23 protein-coding genes are annotated in these 25695 nt (G+C 68.7%); 12 read left to right on the top strand and 11 right to left on the bottom strand.

Annotated features, from left to right (window positions below):
- Positions 1–62: 62 nt before the first annotated feature.
- The 6 genes from ACXJKH_RS01440 to ACXJKH_RS01465 all read right to left on the bottom strand — a co-directional run bounded on the left by ACXJKH_RS01440 (position 63) and on the right by ACXJKH_RS01465 (position 5301).
- Entirely contained in the window at positions 63–854 is a 792-nt protein-coding gene (locus ACXJKH_RS01440; RefSeq protein WP_457318019.1) for a lysophospholipid acyltransferase family protein, read from the bottom strand.
- 181 nt (positions 855–1035) lie between these two features.
- Positions 1036–1473 carry a hotdog fold thioesterase gene (locus ACXJKH_RS01445; RefSeq protein ID WP_256776762.1) on the bottom strand — a complete coding sequence of 146 codons (438 nt, stop codon included), beginning with the start codon at positions 1471–1473 and terminating at the stop codon, positions 1036–1038.
- A 25-nt stretch (positions 1474–1498) separates the two neighbouring features.
- Entirely contained in the window at positions 1499–3583 is a 2085-nt protein-coding gene (locus tag ACXJKH_RS01450; protein WP_457318020.1) for a phospholipase D family protein, read from the bottom strand.
- Complete coding sequence (locus ACXJKH_RS01455) at positions 3580–4170, bottom strand: YceI family protein (protein ID WP_256776760.1); 591 nt, start codon at positions 4168–4170, stop codon at positions 3580–3582. Before ACXJKH_RS01455 ends, ACXJKH_RS01450 begins: the two co-directional genes overlap by 4 nt.
- A gap of 4 nt (positions 4171–4174) precedes the next feature.
- Positions 4175–4651: a SixA phosphatase family protein gene (locus ACXJKH_RS01460; protein ID WP_256776759.1), complete on the bottom strand. Its 477-nt coding sequence runs from the start codon at positions 4649–4651 to the stop codon at positions 4175–4177.
- 17 nt (positions 4652–4668) lie between these two features.
- The gene (locus tag ACXJKH_RS01465; RefSeq protein WP_457318021.1) at positions 4669–5301 is read right to left on the bottom strand and encodes a nucleotide-binding protein; all 633 of its coding nucleotides are present in this window, start codon (positions 5299–5301) and stop codon (positions 4669–4671) included.
- 130 nt (positions 5302–5431) lie between these two features.
- On the opposite strand from ACXJKH_RS01465, the gene ACXJKH_RS01470 reads away from it, so the two are divergent.
- A complete protein-coding gene (locus ACXJKH_RS01470) occupies positions 5432–6916 on the top strand; it encodes an AAA family ATPase (protein ID WP_457318022.1) in 1485 nt (494 codons plus the stop codon).
- A 231-nt stretch (positions 6917–7147) separates the two neighbouring features.
- On the opposite strand, the gene ACXJKH_RS01475 is transcribed toward ACXJKH_RS01470, so the two are convergent.
- The 3 genes from ACXJKH_RS01475 to ACXJKH_RS01485 all read right to left on the bottom strand — a co-directional run bounded on the left by ACXJKH_RS01475 (position 7148) and on the right by ACXJKH_RS01485 (position 9610).
- The gene (locus tag ACXJKH_RS01475) at positions 7148–8062 is read right to left on the bottom strand and encodes an AEC family transporter (protein ID WP_457318023.1); all 915 of its coding nucleotides are present in this window, start codon (positions 8060–8062) and stop codon (positions 7148–7150) included.
- 115 nt (positions 8063–8177) lie between these two features.
- Positions 8178–8828: a tetratricopeptide repeat protein gene (locus tag ACXJKH_RS01480; RefSeq protein WP_457318024.1), complete on the bottom strand. Its 651-nt coding sequence runs from the start codon at positions 8826–8828 to the stop codon at positions 8178–8180.
- A gap of 161 nt (positions 8829–8989) precedes the next feature.
- Positions 8990–9610 (bottom strand): DUF938 domain-containing protein, encoded by a 621-nt coding sequence (locus tag ACXJKH_RS01485; RefSeq protein WP_457318025.1) that lies wholly within the window; start codon positions 9608–9610, stop codon positions 8990–8992.
- A gap of 143 nt (positions 9611–9753) precedes the next feature.
- Between ACXJKH_RS01485 and ACXJKH_RS01490 the strand changes: the two genes are divergently transcribed.
- The 9 genes from ACXJKH_RS01490 (at position 9754) to ACXJKH_RS01530 (ending at position 22175) form a co-directional block, all read left to right on the top strand.
- Positions 9754–11382, top strand: coding sequence for a TldD/PmbA family protein (locus ACXJKH_RS01490; RefSeq protein WP_457318026.1), 1629 nt, complete (start codon positions 9754–9756; stop codon positions 11380–11382).
- Between the two features lie 57 nt (positions 11383–11439).
- The gene (locus tag ACXJKH_RS01495; RefSeq protein ID WP_457318027.1) at positions 11440–13074 is read left to right on the top strand and encodes a TldD/PmbA family protein; all 1635 of its coding nucleotides are present in this window, start codon (positions 11440–11442) and stop codon (positions 13072–13074) included.
- Positions 13075–13094: 20 nt separating this feature from the next.
- Entirely contained in the window at positions 13095–14429 is a 1335-nt protein-coding gene (locus tag ACXJKH_RS01500; RefSeq protein ID WP_457318028.1) for a TldD/PmbA family protein, read from the top strand.
- Between the two features lie 7 nt (positions 14430–14436).
- Positions 14437–15138: a DUF4159 domain-containing protein gene (locus ACXJKH_RS01505; protein ID WP_457318029.1), complete on the top strand. Its 702-nt coding sequence runs from the start codon at positions 14437–14439 to the stop codon at positions 15136–15138.
- A gap of 63 nt (positions 15139–15201) precedes the next feature.
- On the top strand, positions 15202–16185 hold the full coding sequence (locus ACXJKH_RS01510; protein WP_457318030.1) for an AAA family ATPase: 984 nt from the start codon (positions 15202–15204) through the stop codon (positions 16183–16185).
- Positions 16186–16187: 2 nt separating this feature from the next.
- Complete coding sequence (locus tag ACXJKH_RS01515; protein WP_457318031.1) at positions 16188–17084, top strand: DUF58 domain-containing protein; 897 nt, start codon at positions 16188–16190, stop codon at positions 17082–17084.
- Positions 17081–18208: a BatA domain-containing protein gene (locus tag ACXJKH_RS01520; RefSeq protein ID WP_457318032.1), complete on the top strand. Its 1128-nt coding sequence runs from the start codon at positions 17081–17083 to the stop codon at positions 18206–18208. The genes ACXJKH_RS01515 and ACXJKH_RS01520 overlap by 4 nt, the downstream gene beginning before the upstream one ends.
- Positions 18205–20343, top strand: a complete 2139-nt coding sequence (locus ACXJKH_RS01525; RefSeq protein ID WP_457318033.1) for a hypothetical protein — start codon at positions 18205–18207, stop codon at positions 20341–20343. The genes ACXJKH_RS01520 and ACXJKH_RS01525 overlap by 4 nt, the downstream gene beginning before the upstream one ends.
- Positions 20340–22175, top strand: a complete 1836-nt coding sequence (locus ACXJKH_RS01530; RefSeq protein WP_457318034.1) for a hypothetical protein — start codon at positions 20340–20342, stop codon at positions 22173–22175. Before ACXJKH_RS01525 ends, ACXJKH_RS01530 begins: the two co-directional genes overlap by 4 nt.
- A 21-nt stretch (positions 22176–22196) precedes the next feature.
- On the opposite strand, the gene ACXJKH_RS01535 is transcribed toward ACXJKH_RS01530, so the two are convergent.
- Positions 22197–22673, bottom strand: coding sequence for a hypothetical protein (locus ACXJKH_RS01535; RefSeq protein WP_457318035.1), 477 nt, complete (start codon positions 22671–22673; stop codon positions 22197–22199).
- Between the two features lie 86 nt (positions 22674–22759).
- The gene (locus ACXJKH_RS01540) at positions 22760–23446 is read right to left on the bottom strand and encodes a hypothetical protein (protein WP_457318036.1); all 687 of its coding nucleotides are present in this window, start codon (positions 23444–23446) and stop codon (positions 22760–22762) included.
- Between the two features lie 98 nt (positions 23447–23544).
- On the opposite strand from ACXJKH_RS01540, the gene ACXJKH_RS01545 reads away from it, so the two are divergent.
- Complete coding sequence (locus ACXJKH_RS01545; protein ID WP_457318037.1) at positions 23545–23844, top strand: hypothetical protein; 300 nt, start codon at positions 23545–23547, stop codon at positions 23842–23844.
- Between the two features lie 104 nt (positions 23845–23948).
- Positions 23949–25695, top strand: a 1747-nt coding sequence (locus ACXJKH_RS01550) for a DEAD/DEAH box helicase (protein WP_457318038.1), incomplete at its 3' end; no start/stop codon positions are given.

A 25695-nucleotide genomic window follows, 5' to 3' on the forward strand; every position in this document is an offset into this window, starting at 1 on the left:
GGTCAACATGGGCGGCAGACTGCTCCCGGCTGCGACGCTGGCGCGTGAAGGGCCGCCATGCACTACTCGGCGGACATCGCCGCCAGGATGCGCGCACGCGAGGTTTCCGCGATGCGGCGACGGCCTTCCAGATCCTGGGTTCCGATGGGCGCCAGAAAATGTACTTCGGCACGGCGTGCCGGTTCCCCCAGCAGGCGCAGGAAATTGGCGAAGAAGCTCTCGCCCGGGCCGAACGCTACGATGGCCTGGGCATCGCCACGCCAACCGTAACGCAGCGCCACCGGCTGCACCGGGACCTGGGCTTCGACCGCTGCCTGGAAGATGCGCGCATGGAACGGGCCCACATCATGGCCACCACGGGTACGCCCTTCCGGGAACACGCCCACCGCCTTGCCCTCGCGCAGGCGCACCACCATTTCCTGCATGACCCCACCGAGCGACTCGGTACTGCCGCGCTGGTGGAAGATGGTCTGGCCGCGCGCGGCCAACCAGCCGACCACCGGCCAGCTGGCAATCTCGCGCTTGGCCACAAAGCCCATCATGCGCTGGCTGTGCAGCATGTTGATGTCGACCCAGCTGACGTGATTGGCCACGAACAGCACCGCGCCCGGCAGCGGCGTACCGATCCGGTGCAAGCGGAAGCCGAAGATCCACATCAGGCCAGTGGACCAGAGGTTCACCGCGGCATGTTCGAACAGGCGGCTGCCCACGCGCATGCGTCCCCACGGCGGCAGCATGGCGATCAGCAAAATCGGCAGGAACAGCAACAGGTGGACCAGCAGCAGCGGTACGCGGTACAGATAACGGCACACACGCGCCACGCCGCCACGTGAGGCCGGGGTGGGGGAAGTCATCTGCGCACGATACCCGAGCGCCGCAGGCTCTGCCAGCCGAAAACGGACAAATCGATGGCAATGCAGGGCCAGACGCCGCAGGCGGTCAAGCGGGTGCCCGGTTGCGGCACGGCGCCGGCGCCGACCATGCGCTGGCGCACTGGGATGGCCGGCGCAACACAGCATCCACGCGTTGGATCGATCAGCCGGGGCGGACCGCCGGCACCACGGCCAGGGTCAACCGCGAGGTGCACACCAGGCGTCCGCCGTCGTCTTCGATACGGATGTCCCACACCTGCGTGCTGCGGCCCACGTGCACCGCACGCGCCGTGCCGGTGACCACGCCGCTGCGCATCGCACGGATGTGGTTGGCGTTGATCTCCAGGCCCACGCAGACCTGCGCGCGGGTATCCACGCACAGGTTGCCGGCGCTGCTGCCGAGGGTTTCGGCCAGCACCACCGACGCACCGCCGTGCAGGATGCCGTAGGGCTGGCGGGTGCGTTCGTCGACCGGCATGGTCGCGCTGATCCAGTCGTCCCCTGCTGCGGTGAAGGCGATGCCGAGGTGTTCGATCAGGGTGTTGCGGCTGAGTGCGTTGAGTGCCTCGATCGACACCGCTTCGCGGAATACCTGGGCCATGCGGCGTCTCCGTGCGACGAGAAAATTACAGGATGGGCACCAGGCCGGCGCCGAAGGCGGTCAGCATGCGCACCAGCAGCCACTTCGGGCCGACGTTGACCTCGGGGAAGTCACCGACCGAGACGTAGCAGGTGTGGAAATCCTTGTCCTGGCGACGCAGCGGTTCGGGACAGTTCGGACCGGGCTGGAATTCGTAATCGGTGGCGTAGCGCCACGGCCAGAAATCCAGCACCGGCAGGGCTTCGGACGCCTTGCCGACGCTGTAGTTCAGGCCCGACAGCACCGGCGGCTTGATCCGCGGCGCGACCGTCCACGAGTTCTGCGGGTGGATGTCGCGCAGGATGCTCTGGGCCAGGGCCTCGGCGAACACCGGGTCGTCGATGATCACCGCGCCTTCGGTGTTGTAGTTCTCGCTGCGCGGGTCGAAGTTGTGCGTGCCGATCACGCCGATGCGGCGGTCCACCACCATCGACTTGGCATGCAGGCCCATGCGCGCGCCGGTACGGGTGACCGGTAGCGGCTTGTTGACCGCCTTGGTGCCCAGGAACGAGGGCCGGGTTTCGGCACGCAGTACGCGACGTTCGACCACGCTGCCGTCGGTGCGGCGGCGCGCGGCCGGTCCAGGCGTGGGCTGGCGCCGGACCGGGTCGGCCGCGGCAGCGGTGCCCGGAGCAGTGCCGAGGTCCACCGGGGGGCTGGCATCGGCACTGCGGCGGTTGCCGCTGCCGGCGTTGCCGCGCGCGTTGCTGCCGGCGGCACTGCCCCCGATCAGGCTACTGCGCTTGCCGTCCGAGGCGGGCGCCTCGCCCAGCGGGGCCGGCAGCAGGTTGCGGTAATCGACCGGGGCATCCAGCGGGAACGGCTTGAACTCGTAAAGGTTGAAGCCCAGCTCGCGCATGTTGCGGCGTTTGTACTTGTAGGACAGCGCGTAGACGATCGGGTTGTCGGTGGCCGCCAGGCTGTTGGTGGAGACCACGATGCGCGGCGGCTGTTCGCGCTTGCGCAGGTCGCGGAACAGCTTGCGCGCCGGCTTGGACAGCACCAGGTAGGGCGTCTGCAGCAGCACTTCGGTCTGCGCGCTGGCGATCAGCGCATCCAACTGCGGCTCGGTGACGTGCTGGCCGTTGGTCGGTTGGTTGGGGCGTTCGCGGCGATGCTTGCGCGGCAGATCGGCGACATAGCGCACCGAGGCCACCGCCAGGGCGGTATCCACGAACGCACGGCTGACGTAGCCCGGGTCGTTGGCCTCGTCGCTGACCCGCTGCAGCCGCTGCGGATTGCGGTAGTCGGGCACCGGCATCTGCGGCGCGCCGGTCTTGAGCAGGGCGGCGCCGACATCGTTGAGGCGTTCGGCCGGGACACTGCGCGGGGCGCGCCAGAACGCGTCGAAGTTGGTCGCCATCTCGCGCACTTCCGGCCCGGCCACCAGCACGTCGCGGTCGCGGAAGTTGTATTCGCTGTCCCAGTCGTAATAGTCGTCCTGGTAGTTGCGTCCACCGACCACGCCGAGCGCATCGTCGATCACCAGCAGCTTGTTGTGCATGCGCTGGTTGAAGCGGCGGAAGCAGCACAGCACGCTGGCGGCGTAGTCGACGTAGTTCAGCCGCGCCTTGCCGAAGGTCGGGTTGTAGACGCGCAGTTCGAAATTCTGGTGGCTGCTGGCCAGCGCACCGAGGATCTGCAGGTCGGAGATCGCCGAGAGCTGGTCGATCAGCACCCGTACCTTGACCCCGCGCCGGGCGGCGGCCAGCAGTTCGTCCAGCACCAGCCGGGCGCTGTCGTCCTTGTCGAAGATATAGGTCTGCAGGTCGATGCTGCGGGTGGCGCTGCGGATCAGGTTGAGCCGGGCGACCAGCGACACCTCGCCTTCGTCGATGATGGTGGCGTAGTGGCGCGGCGCCGCCTCGGTGGACTCGGCAAATGCCTTGCCGCCGAGCGCGCGCAGGGGTGAATCCAGGGCGCAACGGTCCGGCGCGGTGCAGTCGACCACGCTCGAACGCGCCTGCACGGCGATGCCGGCGGCGCGCTCGCGCTCGGCGTTGGACAGCGACGCACAGCCGCTCCCCAGCAACAGCGTTGCCAGCAGTACCACCCGCAGCCATGGATTCACGGTTTCGGCGCCTCGCTCAGACGCGCACGCAATACAAAGGTCACTCGATCACTCAATGCTAGTTGCCAGCTGTCCATTCCATACCGGCCACGCTGCACGGTACCGCGGCTGACCACGTCGCAATCATACCCGGCCCGCGGGCAGGCCGCCGGTTCCACCCGCAGCGTCTCGGGGTGGCTGACCCCCCGCAGGATCAACCGGCCCTGCACCCCGCCGCCCTTGTCCACCACCTCGGGCCAGTAAGGGACGGAGTCGAATTCGACCACCGGGTAGCGCGCCGAGTCGAAGAACTCCTCCCCGCGCATCCAGCCGGTGTAGCGGTCCTTGCCGGGAATCTCCACGTAGCGGGTGAACATCCGCAGGTGCACCTGGTGGCGCCCATCGGGCAGCACCTCGATACGCCCCTCGAAACGCGGGAACTCCCCTTCGATGCGTTGCCCCAGCCGGGTGCGGATCTCGAAGCCGAAGCGCGAGCGCGCGGTATCGAACGCCAGCACCTGGCGGGGCGCTTCGGCCGGCGGTTCGGCGCAGGCCACGTCGGCTGCCAGTGCCAGCAGGCAGCCCAGCAGCGCGCGCACTACCGTCATGGGGTCACGGCCACCAGAAGGCGGTCAGGGTGCCCACGCCGGGCTCGATGCGGGCCTCACGGTCGAAGGCCAGTACCGCGATGCCACCGGGCGGCATGCCGCGGTAGTCGCTGCTGGTGCCTTCGCTCATCAGCGCTACCAACCGTTCCAGGCCGGGGTTGTGACCGACCACCAGCAGGCGCTCGACATCGCGACGTTCATCGATCAGGCCGGCCAGGGTGCCGGGGGTGGCGTCGTAAACGGCGTCTTCAAGGCGCTTTTCGACGAAGCCGGTAATGCCCAGGACCGCTTCGAGGGTTTCGCGGGTCCGCCGCGAGGGCGAGCACAGCACGCAATCGGGCAGCAGGTTGTTTTCCTTCAGCCAGCGGCCGGCCGCTTCGGCTTCGGCCAGGCCGATGGGCGACAACGGGCGGTCAAGGTCGGCCTGGCCGGTACCGGCGGCTTCGGCGTGGGCGTGGCGCAGCAGGATCAGTTCTCGCATAAAGGCTCTCTTCCGGATCAGGCTTTCTTCAGCCACTTCAACAGTGGCTCCCAGTCACTCTGGTGCTCGCGCACCTGCGCGGAGCGGTAATCGAACAGGCTGCGTCCCAGCCCGACCATCACCACGTAACTCTGGCTGTCGCGCAGCTGGGCGACAACCTCGTAAGGCCATTCGGCCAGCATCTGCATGGCTTGCTGGGAGGTCTGGGTCCACGGCTTGGTGCGGTTGAGCACCAGCCCCACCGGCAGCGCGCGGCGGTGCACGCGCGGCACTTTGGACAGACTGTTGAGAAAGCCGACGATGGCTTCGATGTCCAGCGCGGAGGGCAGCACCGGGACCACGACGGCATCGGCAACATCGAGGAAGTGGCCCAGATCGTCGGCCAATGCACCTGCGGGGGCGTCGATGACGACCTGGTCGGTGCCGTCGGGGATCAGCTTTTCCCAGTTTTTCTTGCGGTACACGTCGATCGGCAGCACGGCGCTTTCGAGCATCGAGCGGCGCTGCGCCCAGCGGGTGCTGGAGCCTTGCGGATCGGCGTCGGCCAGTACGGTCCGTTTGCCGTCCAGGGCGGCATGCGCCGCCAGGTGGGTAGCGACGGTGGTTTTGCCCACCCCACCCTTGGAACCGGCTACCAGGATCGTCTTCATGCCAGCCTCGCTTCCGGGGAACGTCGTCGCAGCGTACACCGCCCTCCGTGACGGAGATAGTCGCACTGCTGAACCCCTGCGTGGCCCGGCGCTTTGCTATCGTGCGCGATCCAAAGGATTGCAAGCCGGCATGAGCGAGTTACAGGACCTGAGCGCACTCATCCGCGCCAACACCCCGCTGATCATCATCGAGACCCAGGACGAGGGTCGCATCGTGGAGCTGTTCCGGCAGACCCTGATGCATGTCTGGCGTGCCCTGCACCGCTGGTCGATCACCGAGGGCCTGCGCCGCATCGACATGGACCGCGAGGACGACCCGGTCGGCCCGCCCGATGCCAGCTCGGCCCTGCAGATGATCCGCCAGGCCGAACAGCGCGGCATCTACCTGCTGCTGGATTTCCATCCCTACCTGGGCTACGCCAGCCACCAGCGCGCGCTGCGCGACCTGATCCAGCGCCGCCACTGCCAGGCCCACGTGCTGGTGCTGATCGGGGCCAAGGTCGAACTGCCGGCCGAGCTGGAGGCGTTGGCAACCCGCTTCAACCCGCGCCTGCCCGACCTCAACGCGCTGCTGAAGATGCTGCGCGAGGAGGCCGAGGCCTATGCCCGCGAGAACGGCGGGCGCCGGGTGGAAGTGGACAACGAGGCCGTCAAGAAGATCCTGCACAACCTGCGCGGCCTGAGCATGGTGGACGCGCGGCGGATCGCGCGGCAGCTGATCTTCGCCGACGGCGCGCTCAGCCAGGACGACCTGCCGCAGCTGGCCCGGCTCAAGTTCGAGCTGCTCAACCGCGCCGGCCACCTGCATTACGAGTACGACACCACCCGCTTTGCCGACGTGGCCGGGGCCAACCGGCTCAAACGCTGGGTCAACCAGCGCCGCCCGATCTTCCTCGGCGGCCAGGGCCCGGCCGGGCTGGATCCGCCCAAGGGCATGCTGTTGCTGGGGGTGCAGGGCTGCGGCAAGTCGATGCTGGCCAAGGCCACCGMCGCCGGCTTCGGGGTGCCGTTGCTGCGCCTGGACTTCGGCAGCCTGTATGACAAGTACCACGGCGAGACCGAGAAGAATCTGCGCGAGGCACTGGCCTCGGCCGAACAGCTGGCGCCCTGCGTGCTGTGGATCGACGAGATTGAAAAGGGCCTGGCCAGTGGCGGCGAGGACGGGGGCGTGTCGCGCCGCGTGCTCGGCCACCTGCTGACCTGGCTGGCCGAGCGCAAGAGCACGGTGTTCATCGTGGCCACCGCCAACCAGGTGCACGAGCTGCCGGCCGAACTGCTGCGCAAGGGTCGCTTCGACGAGATTTTCTTCATCGACCTGCCCGACGCCAATACCCGGGTGGAACTGCTGCGCCTGCACCTGGGCCGGCGCCAGCTCAATGCCGACGATTTCGCGCTGCCGGCGCTGGCTGCGGCCAGCGATGGGTTCTCGGGTGCGGAGATCGAACAGGCGGTGGTCGCCGGGCTGTATGCCGCCCATGCGGAAACGCGCGTACTCGATACCGAGCTGCTGATGCAGGAGATCCGCGGCAGCCGTCCGTTGTCGGTACTGATGGCCGAGCAGGTCACCGCGCTGCGCGAATGGGCACGCGGCCGCACGGTCAGCGCAGACGAGTAACGCCGATCACCGGCACGTAGAGCCGACCGTTGGTCGGCTGCTTCGTGGGTCGGCGGTGTCGTGGGTCGGCGCTGTCGGTGGCCTTGGGTGGAGCAGCCGACCAACGGTCGGCTCTACCGGGTTTTGTGCGGTGTCGGTGGCCTTGGGTGGAGCAGCCGAGCAACGGTCGGCTCTACCGGGTTTTGTGCGGTGTCGGTGGCCCTGGGTGGAGCAGCCGAGCAACGGTCGGCTCTACCCGGGGTGCTGCAGCAGCCACGCCCAGGCTGGCAGCGTCACCAGCGCGAACACGATGCCGTAGCCGACCATCGCCGCGGCCAGGCGCGGGGCCAGCTGGTGCGAGATCGCCAGGGCGGCGGCAGTGATCATGGTCGGCATCGCCGATTCCAGTACGTTGACCTGCAGCATCGTGCCGTGCAGGCCGAACAGCCAGGCCAGCGGCACCGCCAACGCCGGCATCACCAGCAGCTTGAGCAGCAGCCCGATGCCCAGTGGCGTGAGTTCGCTGCGCGACAGCCGCAACCGGATCGACAGCCCCACCGCGAGCATCACCAGCGGCAGCATCGCATCGGCCAACTGCTTCAGCGCGGTGCCGATCCAACCCGGCGGCTGCGCGGGCATCAGCACCAGCGCGAACAGCAGGGCCCACAGCGGCGGGAACGTCGCGATGCGTGCCAGCACCTGGGCTGCGCTCGGCGGGGTATCGCCGCTGTAGCGGGCGATCACGTACAAGCCGAACGTGGACAGCAGCACGAACGTGCCGAACTGGTCATAGACCACCGCGTACGGCAGGGCCGCATCGCCCAGCAGCGCGCGCACCATCGGATAGCCGATGAAGCTGGAGTTGGCCAGGGTCACGCAGATCAGCAACACGGCGTGCACGTCGCGGGCGAATCCGCACAGGCGCGTAGCCAGCGACACCAGCGCCCAGCTGGCCAGCATCAGCAGCCAGGGCGTGGCCATCAGCCCGACCAGGCTCACGTCCAGATGCAGGCGTGGCACGTAGGTGAGCACCGCCGCCGGCAGGCACACGTAGAGCACCACGCGGTTGAGGACCTCGGCACTGTTGTCGGGCAGCGTGCGCAGGCGCGCGAACAGCATGCCCAGGCCGAGCATGCTGAGGATCAGGGCGAATGCATCGAAGGCCATTGCGGCAGCCTAGCCGATGCGCACGCGGCGACGGCCTCGACCTTGGTCGAAGCCGAAGCTCATCGCGCCGCTTGCCACCGACAGCGACCGCACGAGGCGGCCRCCCCCGATCGGATCAGGGCCAGGCCGGCGGTTGCGCCGCCCAGGCCTGCTGCACCTCGGCCAGGGTCTTGCGCTCGCTATCGCGCCAGCTCGGCAGCAGCGTGGCGTAGTTGGCCGTACTGCTCCATTGCTGCGGCTCGGTGCGGACCGCCGCGGCATACCAGCGCACCGCCTCGTCCTTGCGGCCGAGGGTCCACAGCGCCAGCGCGTAGGTGGCCGGCACCCACGCGGCATTGCCGCGCAGGCCACCCTGGGCACTGCTCCACTGGGCCAGTGCCGCGTCGACCTCACCCAGCCGGAACAGGTCCCAGCCGTAGTTCCAGCGCACCGTGCGTCCGGCCGCGGTGGTGGCCGTGGTGCTGCCGATGGCCTCGGCATACAGGCTGCGGCCCAGCTCCGGGCGCCCCTGCGCGAACGCCACGCCCGCCAGCTGTACGGTGGCGTCGAGCGTCCTGCGCCCGCGCTCGCGCTGCTTCATGAGCTGGTCGACCAGATCACTGCTGTCGGCAGGCACCACCACCGCCGGAACGGCGGCGGCATCCTGGTCGAAATAGAACTCCTGCACTGCCGGCAGCGATTGCGCCGCCACCCCGAACGCGGCCAACGCCGCCGTCAATCCAGCCGCCAGCATCACGCCGGCCAGCCTGTGTCTTGCCACTGCCATGCAAACTCCCCCGGGTTGTCACAACAACCTCCCGGCCCCGATCCTACCCTCAGCGTGCGTCCCGGCGCGAGTGCCCGTTGGCCATTTCGACGCCACCGTTGCCAACCGCGACGTTCCGGGCGTGCCTGCAGCAGGCGTGCCCGCCGACTTTCCCGGCCTGATCAGCCCCGCCGCCACACCCGCAGCCGGTTGTTGGCGGGCATGGCCACGTCCTCGATCAGCTGCAGGCCCTGCGCGGCCGCGAGCGCGTCCACCGCCTCCGCATCGCGGATACCTGAATCGGGATCGCGCGCCTTCAACCACCCATCGAACTGGCGGTTGCTGTCGCTGCTGAACTCGCCGTGGTAATTGAACGGCCCGTAGATGAACAACAGCGCGTCGTCCGCCATCACCGCCGGCAACCCGGCGAACAACGCCTGCACGTGCGCCCAGCTCATGATGTGCAGGGTATTGGCACTGAACACCGCATCGAAGGCGGGCGCGGCATCGGGCAGCGGTGCCAGGCCGGGCTGCGGCGCCAGCACCGCCTGCAACGGCCACGGTGCCGGCGCATTGGGCAGCGCGGCGGTGGCCAGGCGCTCGGCGATGCCGGGCACATGCTCCGGATGGTCGCTGGCCTGCCAGTGCAGGTGCGGCAGCGCCGCCGCGAAATACGCGGCGTGCTGGCCGGTGCCACTGCCGATCTCAAGCACCGCGTGGCGGTCATGCAGGTGCCGCTGCAGCACCGTCAGGATCGGGTCGCGGTTGCGTTCGCAGGCTTCGGACCACCGCTGCTGGCTCATGGAAGGCTCAAGATGAATTCGACAGCGTGCATCCAACCATGACCGGAGTCACTTGTGCCACTCCCGGTAGCCACCGAAAGTCAAAGACTTGTCCACTGTCGCCGGCGACCTGCCGCCGACCGTACCCCGGGGAATCGCAAGCTGTGCAACGCCGTGAGTTTCTGACGCTGTCTGGCATGGGCCTGGCTGGCCTGATGCTGCCGCACTCCCGCCTGATCGCCGCCGAGCAGCTGCTCGAGCCTGGCAACGTGGGCCGCAACAAGGCGCTGGCCGAGGCCGCGCTGGCCGCGGCCAGGCGTGCCGGTGCCAGTTACTGCGACGTGCGCATCGGCCGGTATCTCAACCAGGCGGTGATCACCCGCGAAGCGCAGGTGCAGAACATCACCAACAGCGAGTCCTCGGGTATTGGCATCCGGGTGATCGTCAACGGGGCCTGGGGTTTTGCCGCGACCCACCAGCAGACCCCGGCCGCGGTGCTGGCCACGGTCGAGCAGGCCGCCGCCATCGCCCGGGCCAACGCGCGCATCCAGACCCGTCCGGTGCAGCTGGCGCCGGTGCAGGGGGTCGGCGAGGTGAGCTGGAAGACGCCCATCCGCAAGAACGCCATGGCCGTGCCGATCCAGGACAAGGTCGACCTGCTGCTGGGCTTGAATGCCGCCGCGCTCAACGCGGGCGCCAATTTCATCAACTCCACCCTGTTCCTGGTCAACGAGCAGAAGTACTTCGCCTCCAGCGATGGCTCCTTCATCGACCAGGACGTGCACCGGATCTGGCTGCCGTTCACCGCCACCGCGATCGACAAGGCCAGTGGCAAGTTCCGCACCCGCGCCGGGCTGTCCTCGCCGATGGGCATGGGCTACGAATTCCTCGATGGCGATGCCAGCGGCAAGATCGCACTTCCCGGCGGCATCACCGCTTACCGCGACTCCTATGACCCGGTCGAAGACGCCATCGCCGCTGCACGGCACGCGCGCGAGAAGCTCAAGGCACCGTCGGTGAAGCCGGGCAAGTACGACCTGGTGCTGGATCCGTCCAACCTGTTCCTGACCATCCACGAGAATGTCGGCCATCCGCTGGAACTGGACCGCGTGCTCGGCTACGAAGCCAACTACGCCGGCACCAGCTTCGCCACGCTGGACAAGCGCGACGCCGGCTTCCGCTGGGGCAGCGAGCGGGTCAACTTCTTCGCCGACAAGACTGCCCCCGGCAGCCTGGGTGCGGTGGGCTACGACGATGAAGGGGTCAAGACCAGGCGCTGGGACCTGGTCAAGGACGGCATCCTGGTGAACTACCAGGCCACCCGCGACGAGGTGCACCTGCTGGGCGAGACCGAATCGCACGGCTGCAGCTACGCCGACTCGTGGTCCAGCGTGCAGTTCCAGCGCATGGCCAATGTGTCGCTGGCCCCGGGCAAGGCGCCGCTGAGCGTGGCCGAGATGATCAAAGACGTGGAGAACGGTATCTACATCCACGGCCGCGGCTCGTACTCGATCGACCAGCAGCGCTTCAACGCGCAGTTCGGCGGCCAGCTGTACTACCAGATCAAGAACGGTGAGATCACCGGCATGGTCGAGGATGCCGCTTACCAGATCCGCACGCCGGAGTTCTGGAATGCCTGCAGCGCGATCTGCGATGCGCGCGACTTCCGTTTCGGTGGTTCGTTCTTCGACGGCAAGGGCCAGCCGGGCCAGGTCTCGGCCGTGTCGCACGGTTCGTCCACCACCCGTTTCAATGGCATCAACATCATCAACACCGCGCGCAGTCTGGGATGAACCTGTCCCGCACCGTCGCCGTTTCCCCGCCCCCCCACACCAACGTGGAGAGCTGCCTTGCAAAGACGTGACTTCCTTGCCCTGACCGGGCTTACCGCAGGCGGCCTGATCGTGCCGTCGTTCTTCGGCAAGGTGATTGCCGCCGAACAGCTGCACAGCACCCTGGACCTGGGGCTGAAGAAGCGCCTGGCCGATGCGGCGCTGGCCGCCGCCCGCCAGGCCGGCGCCACTTACTGCGACGTGCGCATCGGGCGCTACCTGCGCCAGTTCGTGATCACCCGCGAGGACAAGGTGCAGAACGTGGTCAACACCGAATCCACCGGTGTGGGCATCCGCGTGATCGTCAACGGCGCCTGGGGCTTTGCCGCCACCAACCAGCTGGGCACCGCCGATGTGGCCCGTGCCGCCCAGCAGGCTGCGGCGATCGCCAAGGCCAACGCCGGCGTGCAGACCGCGCCGGTACAGCTGGCCGCCGCGCCGGGCGTGGGGGAAGTGAGCTGGAAGACACCGATCCGCAAGAACGCCATGGACGTGCCGATCAAGGAAAAGGTAGACCTGCTGCTGGACGTCAACGCCGCCGCGTTGGCCGCCGGGGCCAGCTTCGTCAATTCGATGCTGTTCCTGGTCAACGAACAGAAGTACTTCGCCTCCACCGATGGCTCCTACATCGACCAGGACGTGCACCGCATCTGGGCACCGATGACGATCACCGCCATCGACAAGGCCAGCGGCAAGTTCCGGACCCGCGAAGGCCTGTCCTCGCCGATGGGCATGGGCTACGAGTACCTGGACGGCGCCGCGGCCGGCAAGGTGCTCACGCCCAACGGCGTGGTCAACTACAGTTCCTCCTACGACATGAAGGAAGATGCGATCGCCGCGGCCAAACAGGCGCAGGAGAAGCTGAAGGCACCGTCGGTGAAGCCAGGCAAGTACGACCTGATCCTGGACCCGTCGCACACCTGGCTGACCATCCACGAATCGATCGGCCATCCGCTGGAACTGGACCGCGTGCTCGGCTACGAAGCCAACTACGCCGGCACCAGCTTCGCCACCCTGGACAAGCGCGAACAGCACTTCCAGTACGGCAGCGACAAGGTCAACATCTTCGCCGACAAGACCCAGCCGGGCAGCCTCGGCGCGGTGGCCTACGACGATGAAGGCGTCAAGACCAAGCGCTGGGACCTGATCAGCGAAGGCAAGCTGGTGGACTACCAGACCATCCGCGACCAGGCCCATATCCTCGGCAAGACCGCCTCCGATGGCTGCTGCTATGCCGACTCCTGGTCCAGCGTGCAGTTCCAGCGCATGGCCAATGTCTCCATGGCGCCGGGCAAGACTCCGCTGAGCGTGGCTGACATGGTCAAGGATGTCGAAAACGGCATCTACATCATCGGCGACGGCTCGTTCTCGATCGACCAGCAGCGCTACAACGCGCAGTTCGGTGGCCAGCTGTTCTACGAGATCAAGAACGGCAAGATCACCCGCATGCTCGAAGACGTGGCGTACCAGATCCGCACGCCCGAGTTCTGGAACGCCTGCAGTGCCGTGGCCGATGAACGCGACTACCGCCTGGGCGGCTCGTTCTTCGACGGCAAGGGCCAGCCGGGCCAGGTCTCGGCGGTCTCGCATGGTTCGTCCACCGCGCGCTTCAACGGCATCAACGTCATCAACACCGCGCGCAGCCTCGGCTGAGCGGTCAGGAGCCCCAATCCATGAGTATCTTCACCGAAGCCCAGGCCAAGGCCATCCTCGACAAGGTCATCGCGCTGTCCAAGGCCGATGAGTGCACCGCCGTGCTGGCCGGCGCGATCGACGGCAACATCCGTTTCGCGCTCAACAACGTCTCCACCAGCGGCATCGTGGACAACACCGAACTGGCCGTCACCGTCGCCTTCGGCAAGCGCGTGGGCACCGCCTCGATCAACGAGTTCGACGACGCCGCGCTGGAACGCGTGGTGCGCCGTGCCGAAGACCTGGCCCGCCTGGCCCCGGAAAACCCGGAGTTCATGCCGGCCATCGGCAAGCAGACCTATACGCCCAGCCCGACCTTCAGCGCGTCCACCGCGGCCATCGATCCGGCGTTCCGGGCCAAGGTCGCCGCCGACTCGATCGCCCCGTGCCGGGGCCACGGCCTGATCGCCGCCGGTTTCCTGGAAGACGGCCAGGGCTTCCAGGCCACGGCCAACAGCAACGGCAACTTTGGCTACCAGCGCACCACCAACTTCGACTACACCTGCACCGTGCGTACCGAAGACGGTCGTGGCTCGGGCTGGGTGGGCCGCAACCTCCAGGATGCCGCCGACTTCAAGGCCGAGCAGGACATCCAGATCGCGATGCGCAAGGCCACCGAATCGCAGGAAGCCAAGGCGCTGGAGCCGGGCAAGTACACGGTGATCCTGGAACCGGCCGCGGCCGCCGGCCTGATCAGCTTCATGATGAACTTCTTCAGCGCCCGCTCGGCCGACGAAGGCCGCAGCTTCCTGTCCAAGAAGGGCGGYGGCAACAAGCTCGGCGAGCAGGTCTACGACCCGCGCGTGAACATGCATGCCGATCCCTGGCACCCTGAAGCCGCGGTCCTGCCGTGGGACAACGAAGGGATGCCGCGTACCAAGCTGCCGATCATCGAGAACGGTAAGATCGCCAACCTGGAGTACTCGCGCTTCTGGGCGCAGAAACAGGGCAAGACCGCCAATGCCGGTCCGGGCAACCTGCTGATGAGCGGCGGCGACAAGAGCACCGCCGAGCTGGTCCGTGGCACCCAGAAGGGCATTCTGGTCACCCGCACCTGGTACATCCGCATGGTCGATCCGCAGACCGTGCTGCTCACCGGCCTCACCCGCGATGGCACCTTCTACATCGAGAACGGCCAGATCAAGTACCCGGTGAAGAATTTCCGCTTCAACGAGTCGCCGGTGATCATGCTCAACAACATCGAAGAACTGGGCAAGCCGGTGCGCGTGGCCGGTGACGAGTCGAACTTTGTGATGATGATTCCGCCGATGAAGCTGCGCGATTTCACCTTCACCTCGCTCTCCGACGCGGTCTGATGCACGGATGAACCGCGCGCAGTTCCTGCGCCTGATGCTGGGCAGCGCCGCACTCGCGGCGTTGCCCTCACTGGCGCGCGCCCAGGCCGGTCGCTACGACTTCTGGTTCACCCGCCTCAAGTACGACTCCGGCGACTGGGACGTGGATGCGCGCATGCCGTCCAACGTGATCACCTCGCTGATCGATTACACCTCCCTGCGCGTGGACCCGACTGAGCACGTCATCGCCCTGTCCGACCCGCGCATGCTGGAGGCGCCGTTCTGCTACCTGGCCGGGCACAAGCTGGTGGAGTTCAACGCCGCCGAGCGGCAGAACTTCGTGCGCTACGTGCGCAACGGCGGCTTTGTGCTGGTCGATGACTGCAACCATGACATCGACGGGCTGTTCGCCACGTCCTTTGAAGCGCAGATGGCCAAGCTGTTCGGCCCGGCCGCGTTGAAGAAGCTGCCCAACAGCCATGCGCTGTACCGCAGTTTTTTCCGCTTCCCCGAGGGCCCGCCGGCCACCGGTTTCGAACTCAATGGCTGGGGCGACGACCTGGTCCATGACTACCTCAAGGGCATCGAGGTCGATGGTCGCCTGGGCGTGCTTTACAGCAACAAGGATTACGGCTGTGAGTGGGACTACGACTGGCGCAACAAGCGCTTCCTGGCCGAAGACAACACCCGCTTTGCGGTCAACATCGTGATGTATGCGTTGAACAGTTAGGTTTCTTCCTGCATTTTCAGCCACGCATGGCGTGGCCTTATGACGATTTTCTGCGAGTGCCTTATGACGACCGACAGCCTTGATGCCCTTCTTCCCAAACTGCAGCAGCTGCGCGCCGCGTTGGGCCAGGCCGTGGTCGGCCAGCACGCGGTGGTGGAACAACTGCTGATCGGGCTGCTGGCCGGTGGCCACTGCCTGCTCGAAGGCGCGCCGGGGCTGGGCAAGACGCTGCTGGTGCGCTCGCTGGGCCAGGCGCTGGAGCTGCAGTTCCGGCGTGTGCAGTTCACCCCGGACCTGATGCCCAGCGACATCCTCGGCACCGAGCTGCTGGAAGAAGACCATGGCACCGGACATCGCCATTTCCGCTTCCAGCAGGGGCCGATCTTTACCCACCTGCTGCTGGCCGACGAACTCAACCGCACCCCGCCCAAGACCCAGGCCGCACTGCTCGAGGCGATGCAGGAGCGCACGGTCAGCTATGCGGGCACCACCTACACCCTGCCGGCGCCGTTCTTCGTGCTGGCCACGCAGAACCCGATCGAACAGGCCGGCACCTACCCGCTGCCCGAGGCGCAGCTGGATCGGTTCCTGCTGCACGTGCGGGTGGATTACCCGACCGAGCAGGAAGAGCGCGACATCCTGTTGCAGACCACCGGCAGCGCCAGTGGCACGGTGCCCAAGGTGATGGATGCCGAGGACGTGCTGGCCCTGCAGGCGGCGGTACGCCAGGTACATGTGAGCGAGGACGTGCTCACCTGGATTACCCGGCTGGTGCGCGCCAGCCGACCGGGCCCGGTCGCACCGGAGGCGGTCAACCAGTGGATCAAATGGGGCGCCGGTCCCCGCGCCGGGCAATCGCTGGTGCTGGCGGCCAAGGCCCGCGCGCTGCTGCAGGGCCGCTTCGCCGCGACCCGCGAGGACGTGCAGGCGCTGGTGGCGCCAGTGATGCGCCATCGCCTGCTGCTGTCCTTCGCCGCCGAAGCCGAGCAGAAGGGCGCCGACGATGTGATCGCCGCATTGCTGCAGGCCGTGCCGTTCCCGGCCTGAGCATGACCCCGCACGCCCCGATCGCCCTCCCCGCCGATGTGCGCAGCCGCCTGAAGGCGCTGCGTCTGCTGCCGCGGCGTGCACGCGGTGCGCATGGCATCGGCCAACACGCCAGCCGCAGCCGCGGCGCCGGCCTGGAGTTCGCGCAGTACCGCGCCTACGAACCGGGCGACGAGCTGCGCCAGATCGACTGGAAGCTGTATGCACGTTCGGACCGCTTCTTCGTGCGCGAGTCCGAGCGCGAAAGCCCGATCACCAGTTGGGTGCTGATCGATGCCACTGCGTCGGCCGCGCAGCGTGATCGCGCGCGGCCGCCGTGGTCGCGCCTGGACCAGGCCTGCGCCACCGCCGCCTGCGTGGTCGAACTGGCGCTGCAGCAGGGCGATCGTTTCGGGGTGATCGCGGTCAACGGGCTCGGCGTGCAGCTGGTGCCGGCCGGCAGYGGCCCGCGCCAGCGCGACCGCGTGCACCTGATGCTGCGCCAGTTGCAGGCGCAGGGCGGCTGGCCGGCGGTCGACACGCTGCGCCCGGTCTGGGAGCGCGTGCAGGCCGGTGACCTGCTGGTGGCACTCGGCGATGGCTTCGACGAGGCCGGCATCGTGCTGCTGGAACGCCTGGCGGCCGCCCGCCGCGAGGTGCTGCAGATTCAGCTGCTCAGTGCCGACGAACGCGATTTTCCGTTCACCGACGGCCACCGCTTCCGCGATCCGGAGACCGGTGAGGAGCTGCTCGGCGATGGACGGGTGATCCGCGCCGACTACCTGGCGCGCTTCGGCCAGGCACAGCACGCGCTACAGGCGCGGCTGCATGCCAGTGGCATCGCGCACGCCGTGGGCTACATGGACCAGCCGCTGGATGCACCGCTGCGGCTGCTGTTCGGCCCGGGCAGCGGCGCATGAACCTGGCGCTGCTGTTCCCGCTGGGTCTGCTGGCATTGGCCGCGTGGCTGGTGCCGCTACTGGTGCATCTGGCCCGCCGTCATCACTACGCGCCGTTGGATTTCGCCGCGCTGCGCTGGCTGCGCGCCAAGGTACGGCCGCGCCAGCGCATCCGTTTCGACGAATGGCCGCTGCTGCTGGTGCGCCTGCTGTTGCTGGCCGCGCTGGCCCTGCTGCTGGCGCGACCGGTCCTGCAGGGCAGCGCGCCCGATACCCACGCGGTGATCGCCGTGGCACCCGGCCTGGATGCCGCGGCGCTGCGCGCGCAGCAGCCGGAGGCGGACTGGCGCTGGCTGTCGCCCGGTTTTGCATCGACAGATACGCCGGCACCAAGCGCCACGCAGCCACTGTCCAGCCTGCTTCGCGAACTGGACCAGCAGCTGCCGGCCGGTGCACCGCTGACCGTCTACGTCCCGGACCGGATGCCCGGCGCGGATGCGCAGCGCCCGCGCCTGTCGCGCCCGGTGCAGTGGCGCCCCATCGCACGCACAGTGCCGGCCGCGCCAGACGCAACCAGCAGTGCGCCGCGACTGCGCCTCGGCGGAGAGGCCGATGCACCGGCCCAGCGCGTCCTCAACGCGGTCCAGCGGGCGTGGTCCGGCCAACCCTTGGCTGCCGCCACGGACGCAGCGCCGGTGCAGGGCGAGATCGGCGTGTGGTTGTCCGCCGCGCCGCTGCCGCCTACGTGGCAGGCATGGCTGGACGGTGGCGGCACGCTGCTGGTCACGCAGCCCGTAACGCGCGCGGCTGCCGAAACGGTGGTGCTGCGCGACGCGCAGGGGCAGGCGGCCATCAGCGAGCGCCGCGTCGGCAACGGTCGCCTCCTGCGCTTCCATGCTGCGATGACTCCTTCGACACTGCCGATCCTCGAAGATCCGGCTTTTCCGCAACAGCTGCTAGCCCTTGCACGACCACCCGCCGCACCGCAGTGGGTGGCCGCCGCCGCGCATGCACCGTTGACCGGAGCCCACGCACCCGCGCCGCAACCGCTGGACCTCGCGCCGTGGCTGCTCGGGCTGATCGTGCTGCTGTTCGCGCTGGAACGCTGGCTGGCGACGTCGCCACGTCGCGGGGTGCCGGCATGAGCCCCCTGCTGCAGCGCAGCTGGCAGCGCGCGCGGCGGCGCCAGTGGTGGGCCACGCTGCTGCTCGCGCTGCCACTGGCGCTTGCCGCCACCGCGCTTACCTTGCGCGTGGGCGGCTTCGATAGCGCCACGGTAGTGCTGCTGATCAGCCTGCTGGCCAGCGTGGCGTTGTCCACCTGGCGCAGTCGCCAGCTGGACCGGCACTGGCTTGTGCGCCAGCTCGACACCCATCGCATCGTCCAGGACAGCGCCGACCTGCTGTTTGCCGATGCGGCCACGCTCAACCCGTTGCAGCAGCGCCAGCAGGCGCGGGTAACGGCCGCGCTGCAGGCATCCATTCCCGAGCTGCGGCCGCGCTGGCCACGGCGCTGGATGGCGGTGTCGTGGTTGCTGGGACTGGTGGTGATCGCACTGGTGCTGGGCTGGCCGCGCAGTGTCGGCGGCAACGTGATGCCGTCCCTGTCATCGCCGCCCGCCGCTACCGCTGCACTGCCGCCGCGCCTGCAATCCACGCGCCTGGCGATCACAGCCCCGGCCTACACCGGCCAGCCGGCCCGCGTGCAGACCACGCTGGACGCCAAGGTCGCGCAGGGCAGTGGGCTGCAGTGGTCGCTGCGCTTTTCCGCGCAGCCCACGCAGGTCGCCCTGCAGTTCCACGATGGCCGACGCATGGCGCTGGTGCGCACCGGCGAGGAATGGACCGGCACCTGGAACGCGGACCGCGCCGCGCTGTACCGCGTGGTCACCGAACCGGCGCTGCGCGAACAACGCCTTTACCGTCTGGATGTGCTGCCCGATCGGCCACCGAACGTGCGCGTGATCGTCCCGGACCGCACGCTGGTGCTGGGCACGCCGGGACAGCGCCAGTGGGCCCTGCAGTTCGAGGCCAGCGATGACTACGGTGTCGCCGCCGATGCCCAGCTGAAGATCACCCTGGCCCAGGGCAGCGGCGAGAACATCACCTTCCGCGAGCAGACGCTGACGTTGTCCGGCAGCGGTGCACCGGCACTGCGCCGCTTCGCACGCACGCTGGACCTGGCCGCGCTCGGCGCGGCGCCGGGCAATGATGTGATCGCGCAGTTGCAGGTGCGCGACAACCACGCCCCCACGCCGCAGGCTGCGCAGAGCACCAGCCTGATCCTGCGCCTGCCCAGTGCCGAGCAGGTGCAGGGCGCCGAACTGGAGGGCATGGTCAAGAAGACCCTGCCGGCGTACTTCCGCAGCCAGCGCCAGATCATCATCGACGCCGAAGCGCTGATCAAACGGCGCCGGCAGTTGCCGCCGGAAGAATTCACCCGGCGCGCCGATGCGATCGGCGTGGACCAGCGCATCCTGCGCCTGCGCTATGGCCAGTTCCTGGGCGAGGAGAGCGAGGGCGGCGCGAAGCCACCGCCCACCAGCGATGCGCTGCCGACCAGCGACACACCGCCCGATCACGATCACGACGACGACAAGGCCGGTGGCGACGCGCATGACCACGGCAGCGCGCAGACCGGCAGCCCACCGGTATTCGGCAGCGCCACCGACGTGCTGTCCGAGTACGGCCACACCCATGATCACGCCGAAGCCGCCACCCTGCTCGACCCACAGACGCGCGCCACGCTGAAGGCCGCGCTGGACCAGATGTGGTCCTCCGAAGGCGAGCTGCGCCAGGGCCGTCCGGAGGCCGCGCTGCCCTATGCCAACAAAGCGCTGGCCTTCATCAAGCAGGTCCAGCAGGCCGAGCGCATCTACCTGGCGCGGGTCGGCCCGGAACTGCCACCGATCGACGAAGGCCGACGCATGAGCGGCAACCGCGCCGACCTCGCCAGCCGCACGCTGCCGATCCGCGCACTGGACGCACCGGATACCGCCATCGTGGCGGTATGGCAGCAACTGGGCGCGACCGAGACCGTGCCCGATCTGGATGCGCTGACCCGATGGCTGCGCCGCAATGAAACGCGCCTGACCGACCCGCTCAGCCTGGCGGCGGCGATCGAAGAACTGCGCATCGCCCCGGACTGCAGCGCGTGTCGGCAGACCCTGCGTGCGCAGCTGTGGCGCGCATTGCTGCGTCCATCACCGCAGGTGCCGCGGCGCGCCGCACCCGATCGGATGGGGCAGTCGTACCTGGATGCCCTGGAGGGCGCGCGATGATCGAGTCACGCTGGATCGCATTGGCGCTGCTGGCCATCGCGCTGATCGGCAGCGCGCGCCTGCTCTGGCAGCAGCGGCGCGGACCGCGTCGCAGCGCCCCGCACCTGGCCGCGCTGCTGGCACTGCAGATCGCCGTCAGTGGGCTGCTGTACTTCACCCTGGTACCGCCGCTTACGCAGGCGCGCGCCGATCGTCTGACCGTGCTGACCCACGGTGCGGAGGAGGTGCAGTGGTCAGCTGCCAGCGGCGACACCATTGTCGCCCTGCCGGAGGCCGCGCAGTCCACCGCGACCGCCGTCCCCGACCTCGGCACCGCGCTGCGCCTGCATCCAGGCACGCAGTCGCTGCGCGTGATCGGCGATGGCCTGCCGGCGCGCGACCGCGACATCACCCTGCCCGGGCAGGTGCACCTGCTGCAGCCGGCGCCACCGCGCGGCTGGCGTGCCTTGCAGGCGCCACCCATCACCGCGCCGGGCAGCGTGTTCCAACTGCATGCACGCGCGCAGGGCGTTGCCGGTGCCAGCGCCGAGCTGCTCGACCCGGCCGGGGTCGTGGTTGATCGCGGCACGCTCGGCAGCGACGGCAGCATCGCCCTGGAGGGTGTGGCGCGGGCCGGCGGCCGCAGCACCTTCAGCCTGCGACTGCTCGATGCCAGCCGCCACGTAGTGGACAACGTGCCGGTGCCCCTGCAGACGCTCGACCAACCCGCGCCGCGCGTGCTGATCCTCGCCGGCGCACCAGGCCCGGAACTGAAATACCTGCGCCGCTGGGCGGCCGATACCGGGCTGGACGTGCAGGCCCAGGCCAGCGCCGGCGGCGGCGTCTCGCTCGGCGATGCCCCCGTGGCACTCACCGCCACGCGGCTGGCGGCCACCGACGTGCTGATCCTCGACGAACGCAGCCTCCTCACCCTCGGTGTCGCCCAGCGCAGCACCGTGCAGCAGGCGCTGCGCGAGGGCCTGGGCGTGCTGGTGCGCACCGGCGGGCCGCTCGGTGACGGCGCACGCCGGGTATTACGCGGATGGGGCCTGCCCGTTACCGGCAACACCCCGGGCACACCGTTGCAGCTGGCCGCCGATCCGGATGCCGCGCTGCTTCAGGCGCGTCGCGGCCCGCAACGTCCGGCGACGCAGGCAACGACCTACATCGATGAGGCCGATGCGGCCTCGCACAGTGCCGCGGTACCGGTGCTGGAGCAGTTCCCACTGCGCGCCACCGACGCCACCGCCCTGCTGCGCGACGACAAGGGCCAACCGGTCGGCGGCTGGCGCAGCGTGGGCAAGGGCCGCCTGGCGCTGCTGCCGGTCAGCGACAGCTACCGGCTGGTACTGGCTGGCCGCGATGATCGCCATGCCGAATTGTGGAGTGGTGTACTGGCCAGCGTGGCGCGACCGCTGCCGAATGCGGTGCAGGTGCGTATCGATGCGCCCACGCCGTGGGCGGGCGAACGTGTGGTGCTGTGCAATGTGGCCGCCGAAACGCAGGTGCGCAGTCCGGCCGGCATCGCGGTGCCGCTGCGTGTCGATCCGGCCACCGGCGCCGGGCACTGCGCCGGCTACTGGCCGCAGCAGGCCGGCTGGCACCAGCTGCAACAGGGCGACCTCGCGCAGGCGTTCTACGTGTTCGATCCCGCCAGCGCGCCGGCGCTGTACCGCCAGCAGCAACGCGATGCGAATGCGCTGCTGGTGCGCGATGCGGTGGGCAGTGCGGCATCGGGCACCGTGAACGCCCCCGGCCCGCGCTGGCCCTGGCTGCTGGCGTTCGTGCTGGTGGCCGGGCTGCTGTGGTGGCTGGAGCGCTGGCGACCGCGTAGGGTCCCGCCTGCCCCCTGATTTGCCTGGCCCGCGAACCGGCTATCGCCCCGCAGGCACCACGCAGTCGTCCTGCCGCGCACAGAATTCCTGCGCGCGACGCTGCTGCTCGGCACTCAACTCCGGTGGCGGGCGGGCCACGGCGGACTGGATCTGGTCCGGGCCGCCGGTGAGTTTGTGCAGCCCCTGCGCGGCCTTTCCCAACCCGTAGTTGATGCCCATCATCAGGTAGCCGCCGCTCATGCTGACCTGCTCGGGGGAGGGCGGTTCGCTCCAGGAGCGGCTGAAACGGTTGGACTCCAGCTTCACCGGGCTCTTGTAGCGGTACAGGTCCAGCGGCTGATCATCCTCGGGCTTGAGCGCGCGCACTTCGCCCAGCGTGGTGACCTGCGCCGGCGCCTCCGTCGGCGGCGGCATGGCCGGCTCCGGCGGCGATTCCACCTGCTGTGCGTGCACCCCGCCGGCGACCAGCAGGCCGGCCAGTACTACTGCTTGATATCCACTCAGTGCCACCGCCATGTCCCTGCCCGTTGCGTGCTGCGGCCAAGCATACGGAGGCAGGCGTCAGATTTCGTAGAGGCGCTGGAGCTGCGGTTCAGCTGCGCTCAACGGCGGCCCTTGTCGCGGCGGTAGACCCCGTTGAAGCGCACGTTCATGCCGCCGCACGCGCTGTTGTCGGTCACGATCAGGTAGTCGCCCAGCCAGCGCGCCTGCAGGGTGCACGATGCGTCGTCCTTGTCGACGGCCTCCAGCACTGTGCCGACCGGGCGTGCCACGGCGTCGATCTGGCCCAGGTTGGGCCCGTAGGGGCGCTGCGCGGTCGGCTTGGCCGACGGCCAGAATGCTTCACCGGTGAGCACGAGCTGGTCGTCCCGCACCACCAGATCCAGCGTGTTGTCGCCGTCGTGCCACTGCCCGGCCCAGTCGCGCAGCGTCGGTGCGGCGCGCGCGGGCACGGGCTGCAGGCGCCGCACATCGACCCAGCCGGCGCTGCCGCCAACATGGTTGGGGAAGAAGCCGCAGCGATAACTGCCCAGCGTGCGCCCGGTGATCAGCGTATCGCCGCCGACCACGTAGCTGCGCTGGCGGCAGGCGGGCTCGCCCTTGGCCGGGCAACCGTCGAGGTCGCCGAGCAGGTACAACCGCGTGTCACCGCTCACCGTGGCCAGGGCGAAGTCGCTCTGCTGGGCAGGGAAGGCCCCGTTGCGGCAGGTGCCGTCAGCGGCGGCGTCGAGCGCCAGCGCGGTCCCGGGCAGGGTGGACAGGGCAATAAGAAAAAGCAGACGCGTCATGCGCGGGCAGGCTCCGATGGAAGGGGGGGCAGGCAGCGCGATGCCGTTCGAGCGCGTGCCGCCGGTGCCTATACTGCGACTTTCCAGGAGAATCGCCCATGTCGCGTGTCGTAGTGATGGTCGCCATGGCGCTGGTGTCCAGCGCGTCGGTGTTGCACAGCCGTGCCGCGTGGGCGGTGTCCGGCCCCAGCAATCTCAGCAGCAGCCGTTACCCGGCGCCGCGCTGCGAGCCGCCGCGCAAACCTTCGGGCAATACGCCGTCGGACCAGAGCCGCTACCAGCGCGAGGTCAAGGAACACTTCCGCTGCGTGGAGAAATACGTCGACGCCGGGCAGAACGACATCAAGCGCATCCAGGAATCCATCGACGCGGCGGTGAAGGGCGCCAAGCGCTACTGATCCGCCGGCGGCGGCGCTGAATCATTCACCCGCCGCCGCTGCGGTGTCTCAAACATTGAGACCGGTCTGTGATTCCATAGCGTCCTTTGCAGACCGTTGCCCCCATGGCCTACGAACTCGCCAAGCGCACCGAAGACGCCGAGCGCCGCCTGTCCACCACCGACGGCCTGCCCTCGCGCAACGGCGCGCTGCTTACCGCACGCCTGCAGCAGCGCTATGCCGACCGCATCACCGGCAGCTTCACGATTCCCGCCCGCGAAGGCCGGTATGCACCGCTGCCTGCCGATGTACCGGCCGCGTTGGCCGCCGCGCTGAAGGCGCGCGGCATCGAGCAGTTGTACAGCCACCAGGCCGAGGCCTGGGAGGCCTCCCAGCGCGGTGAGCACGTGGCCATCGTCACCCCCACCGCCAGCGGCAAGTCGCTGTGCTACACCCTGCCGGTGGTGAGCGCGGCAATGCAGGGCAAGGCCAAGGCGCTGTACCTGTTCCCGACCAAGGCGCTGGCCCAGGACCAGGTGGCCGAGCTGCTCGAACTCAACCGCGCCGGCGACCTGGGGGTGAAGGCCTTCACCTTCGACGGCGATACCCCCGGCGATGCACGCCAGGCGATCCGCCTGCACGGCGACATCGTGGTCTCCAACCCGGACATGCTGCACCAGGCGATCCTGCCGCATCACACCAAGTGGGCGCAGTTCTTCGAGAACCTGCGCTATGTGGTGATCGATGAGGTGCATACCTACCGCGGCGTGTTCGGCAGCCACGTCACCAACGTGCTGCGCCGGCTCAAGCGGATCTGCGCGTTCTACGGGGTGGAGCCGCAGTTCATCCTGTGCTCGGCCACCATCGGCAACCCGCAGGCGCATGCGCAGGCGCTGATCGAAGCGCCGGTCACCGCCATCACCGAGTCGGGCGCGCCCAGCGGTCCGAAACATGTATTGCTGTGGAATCCGCCGGTGGTCAACGCCGACCTCGGCCTGCGCGCCTCGGCCCGCTCGCAGAGCAACCGGATTGCCCGCATCGCAATCAAGTCCGGGTTGAAGACGCTGATCTTCGCGCAGAGCCGGCTGATGGTCGAAGTGCTGACCAAGTACCTCAAGGACATCTTCGACCATGACCCGCGCAAGCCCGCGCGGATCCGCGCCTACCGCGGCGGCTACCTGCCCACCGAACGCCGCGAGACCGAGCGCGCCATGCGCGCCGGGCTGATCGACGGCATCGTGAGCACCTCGGCCCTCGAGCTGGGCGTGGACATCGGCAGCCTGGACGTCGTCGTGTTGAACGGCTATCCGGGCAGCGTGGCGGCCACCTGGCAGCGCTTCGGCCGCGCCGGGCGTCGGCAGCAACCGGCGCTGGGGGTAATGGTGGCCAGTTCGCAGCCGCTGGACCAGTACGTGGTCCGCCATCCGGACTTCTTCGCCGACGCCTCGCCCGAGCACGCGCGCATCGCGCCGGACCAGCCGCTGATCCTGTTCGATCACATCCGCTGCGCCGCCTTCGAGCTTCCGTTCCTGGCCGGCGACCCGTTCGGCCCGATCGATCCGCTGGTCTTCCTGGAAGCGCTGGCCGAAACCGAGGTGATCCACCGCGAAGGCGACCGCTGGGAGTGGATCGCCGACAGCTATCCGGCCAACGCGGTCAGCCTGCGCTCGGTGGCCGACGGCAACTTCGTGGTGGTCGACCGCAGCGATGGCAAACAGCAGATCATCGCCGAGGTGGACTATTCCGCCGCCGCGCTGACCTTGTACGAAGGCGCCATCCACATGGTGCAGTCCAGCCCCTACCAGGTGGAGCGGCTGGACTGGGAAGGCCGCAAGGCCTATGTCACCCGCACCCACGTGGACTACTACACCG

The organism is Stenotrophomonas sp. P5_B8 (genome assembly GCF_054049855.1).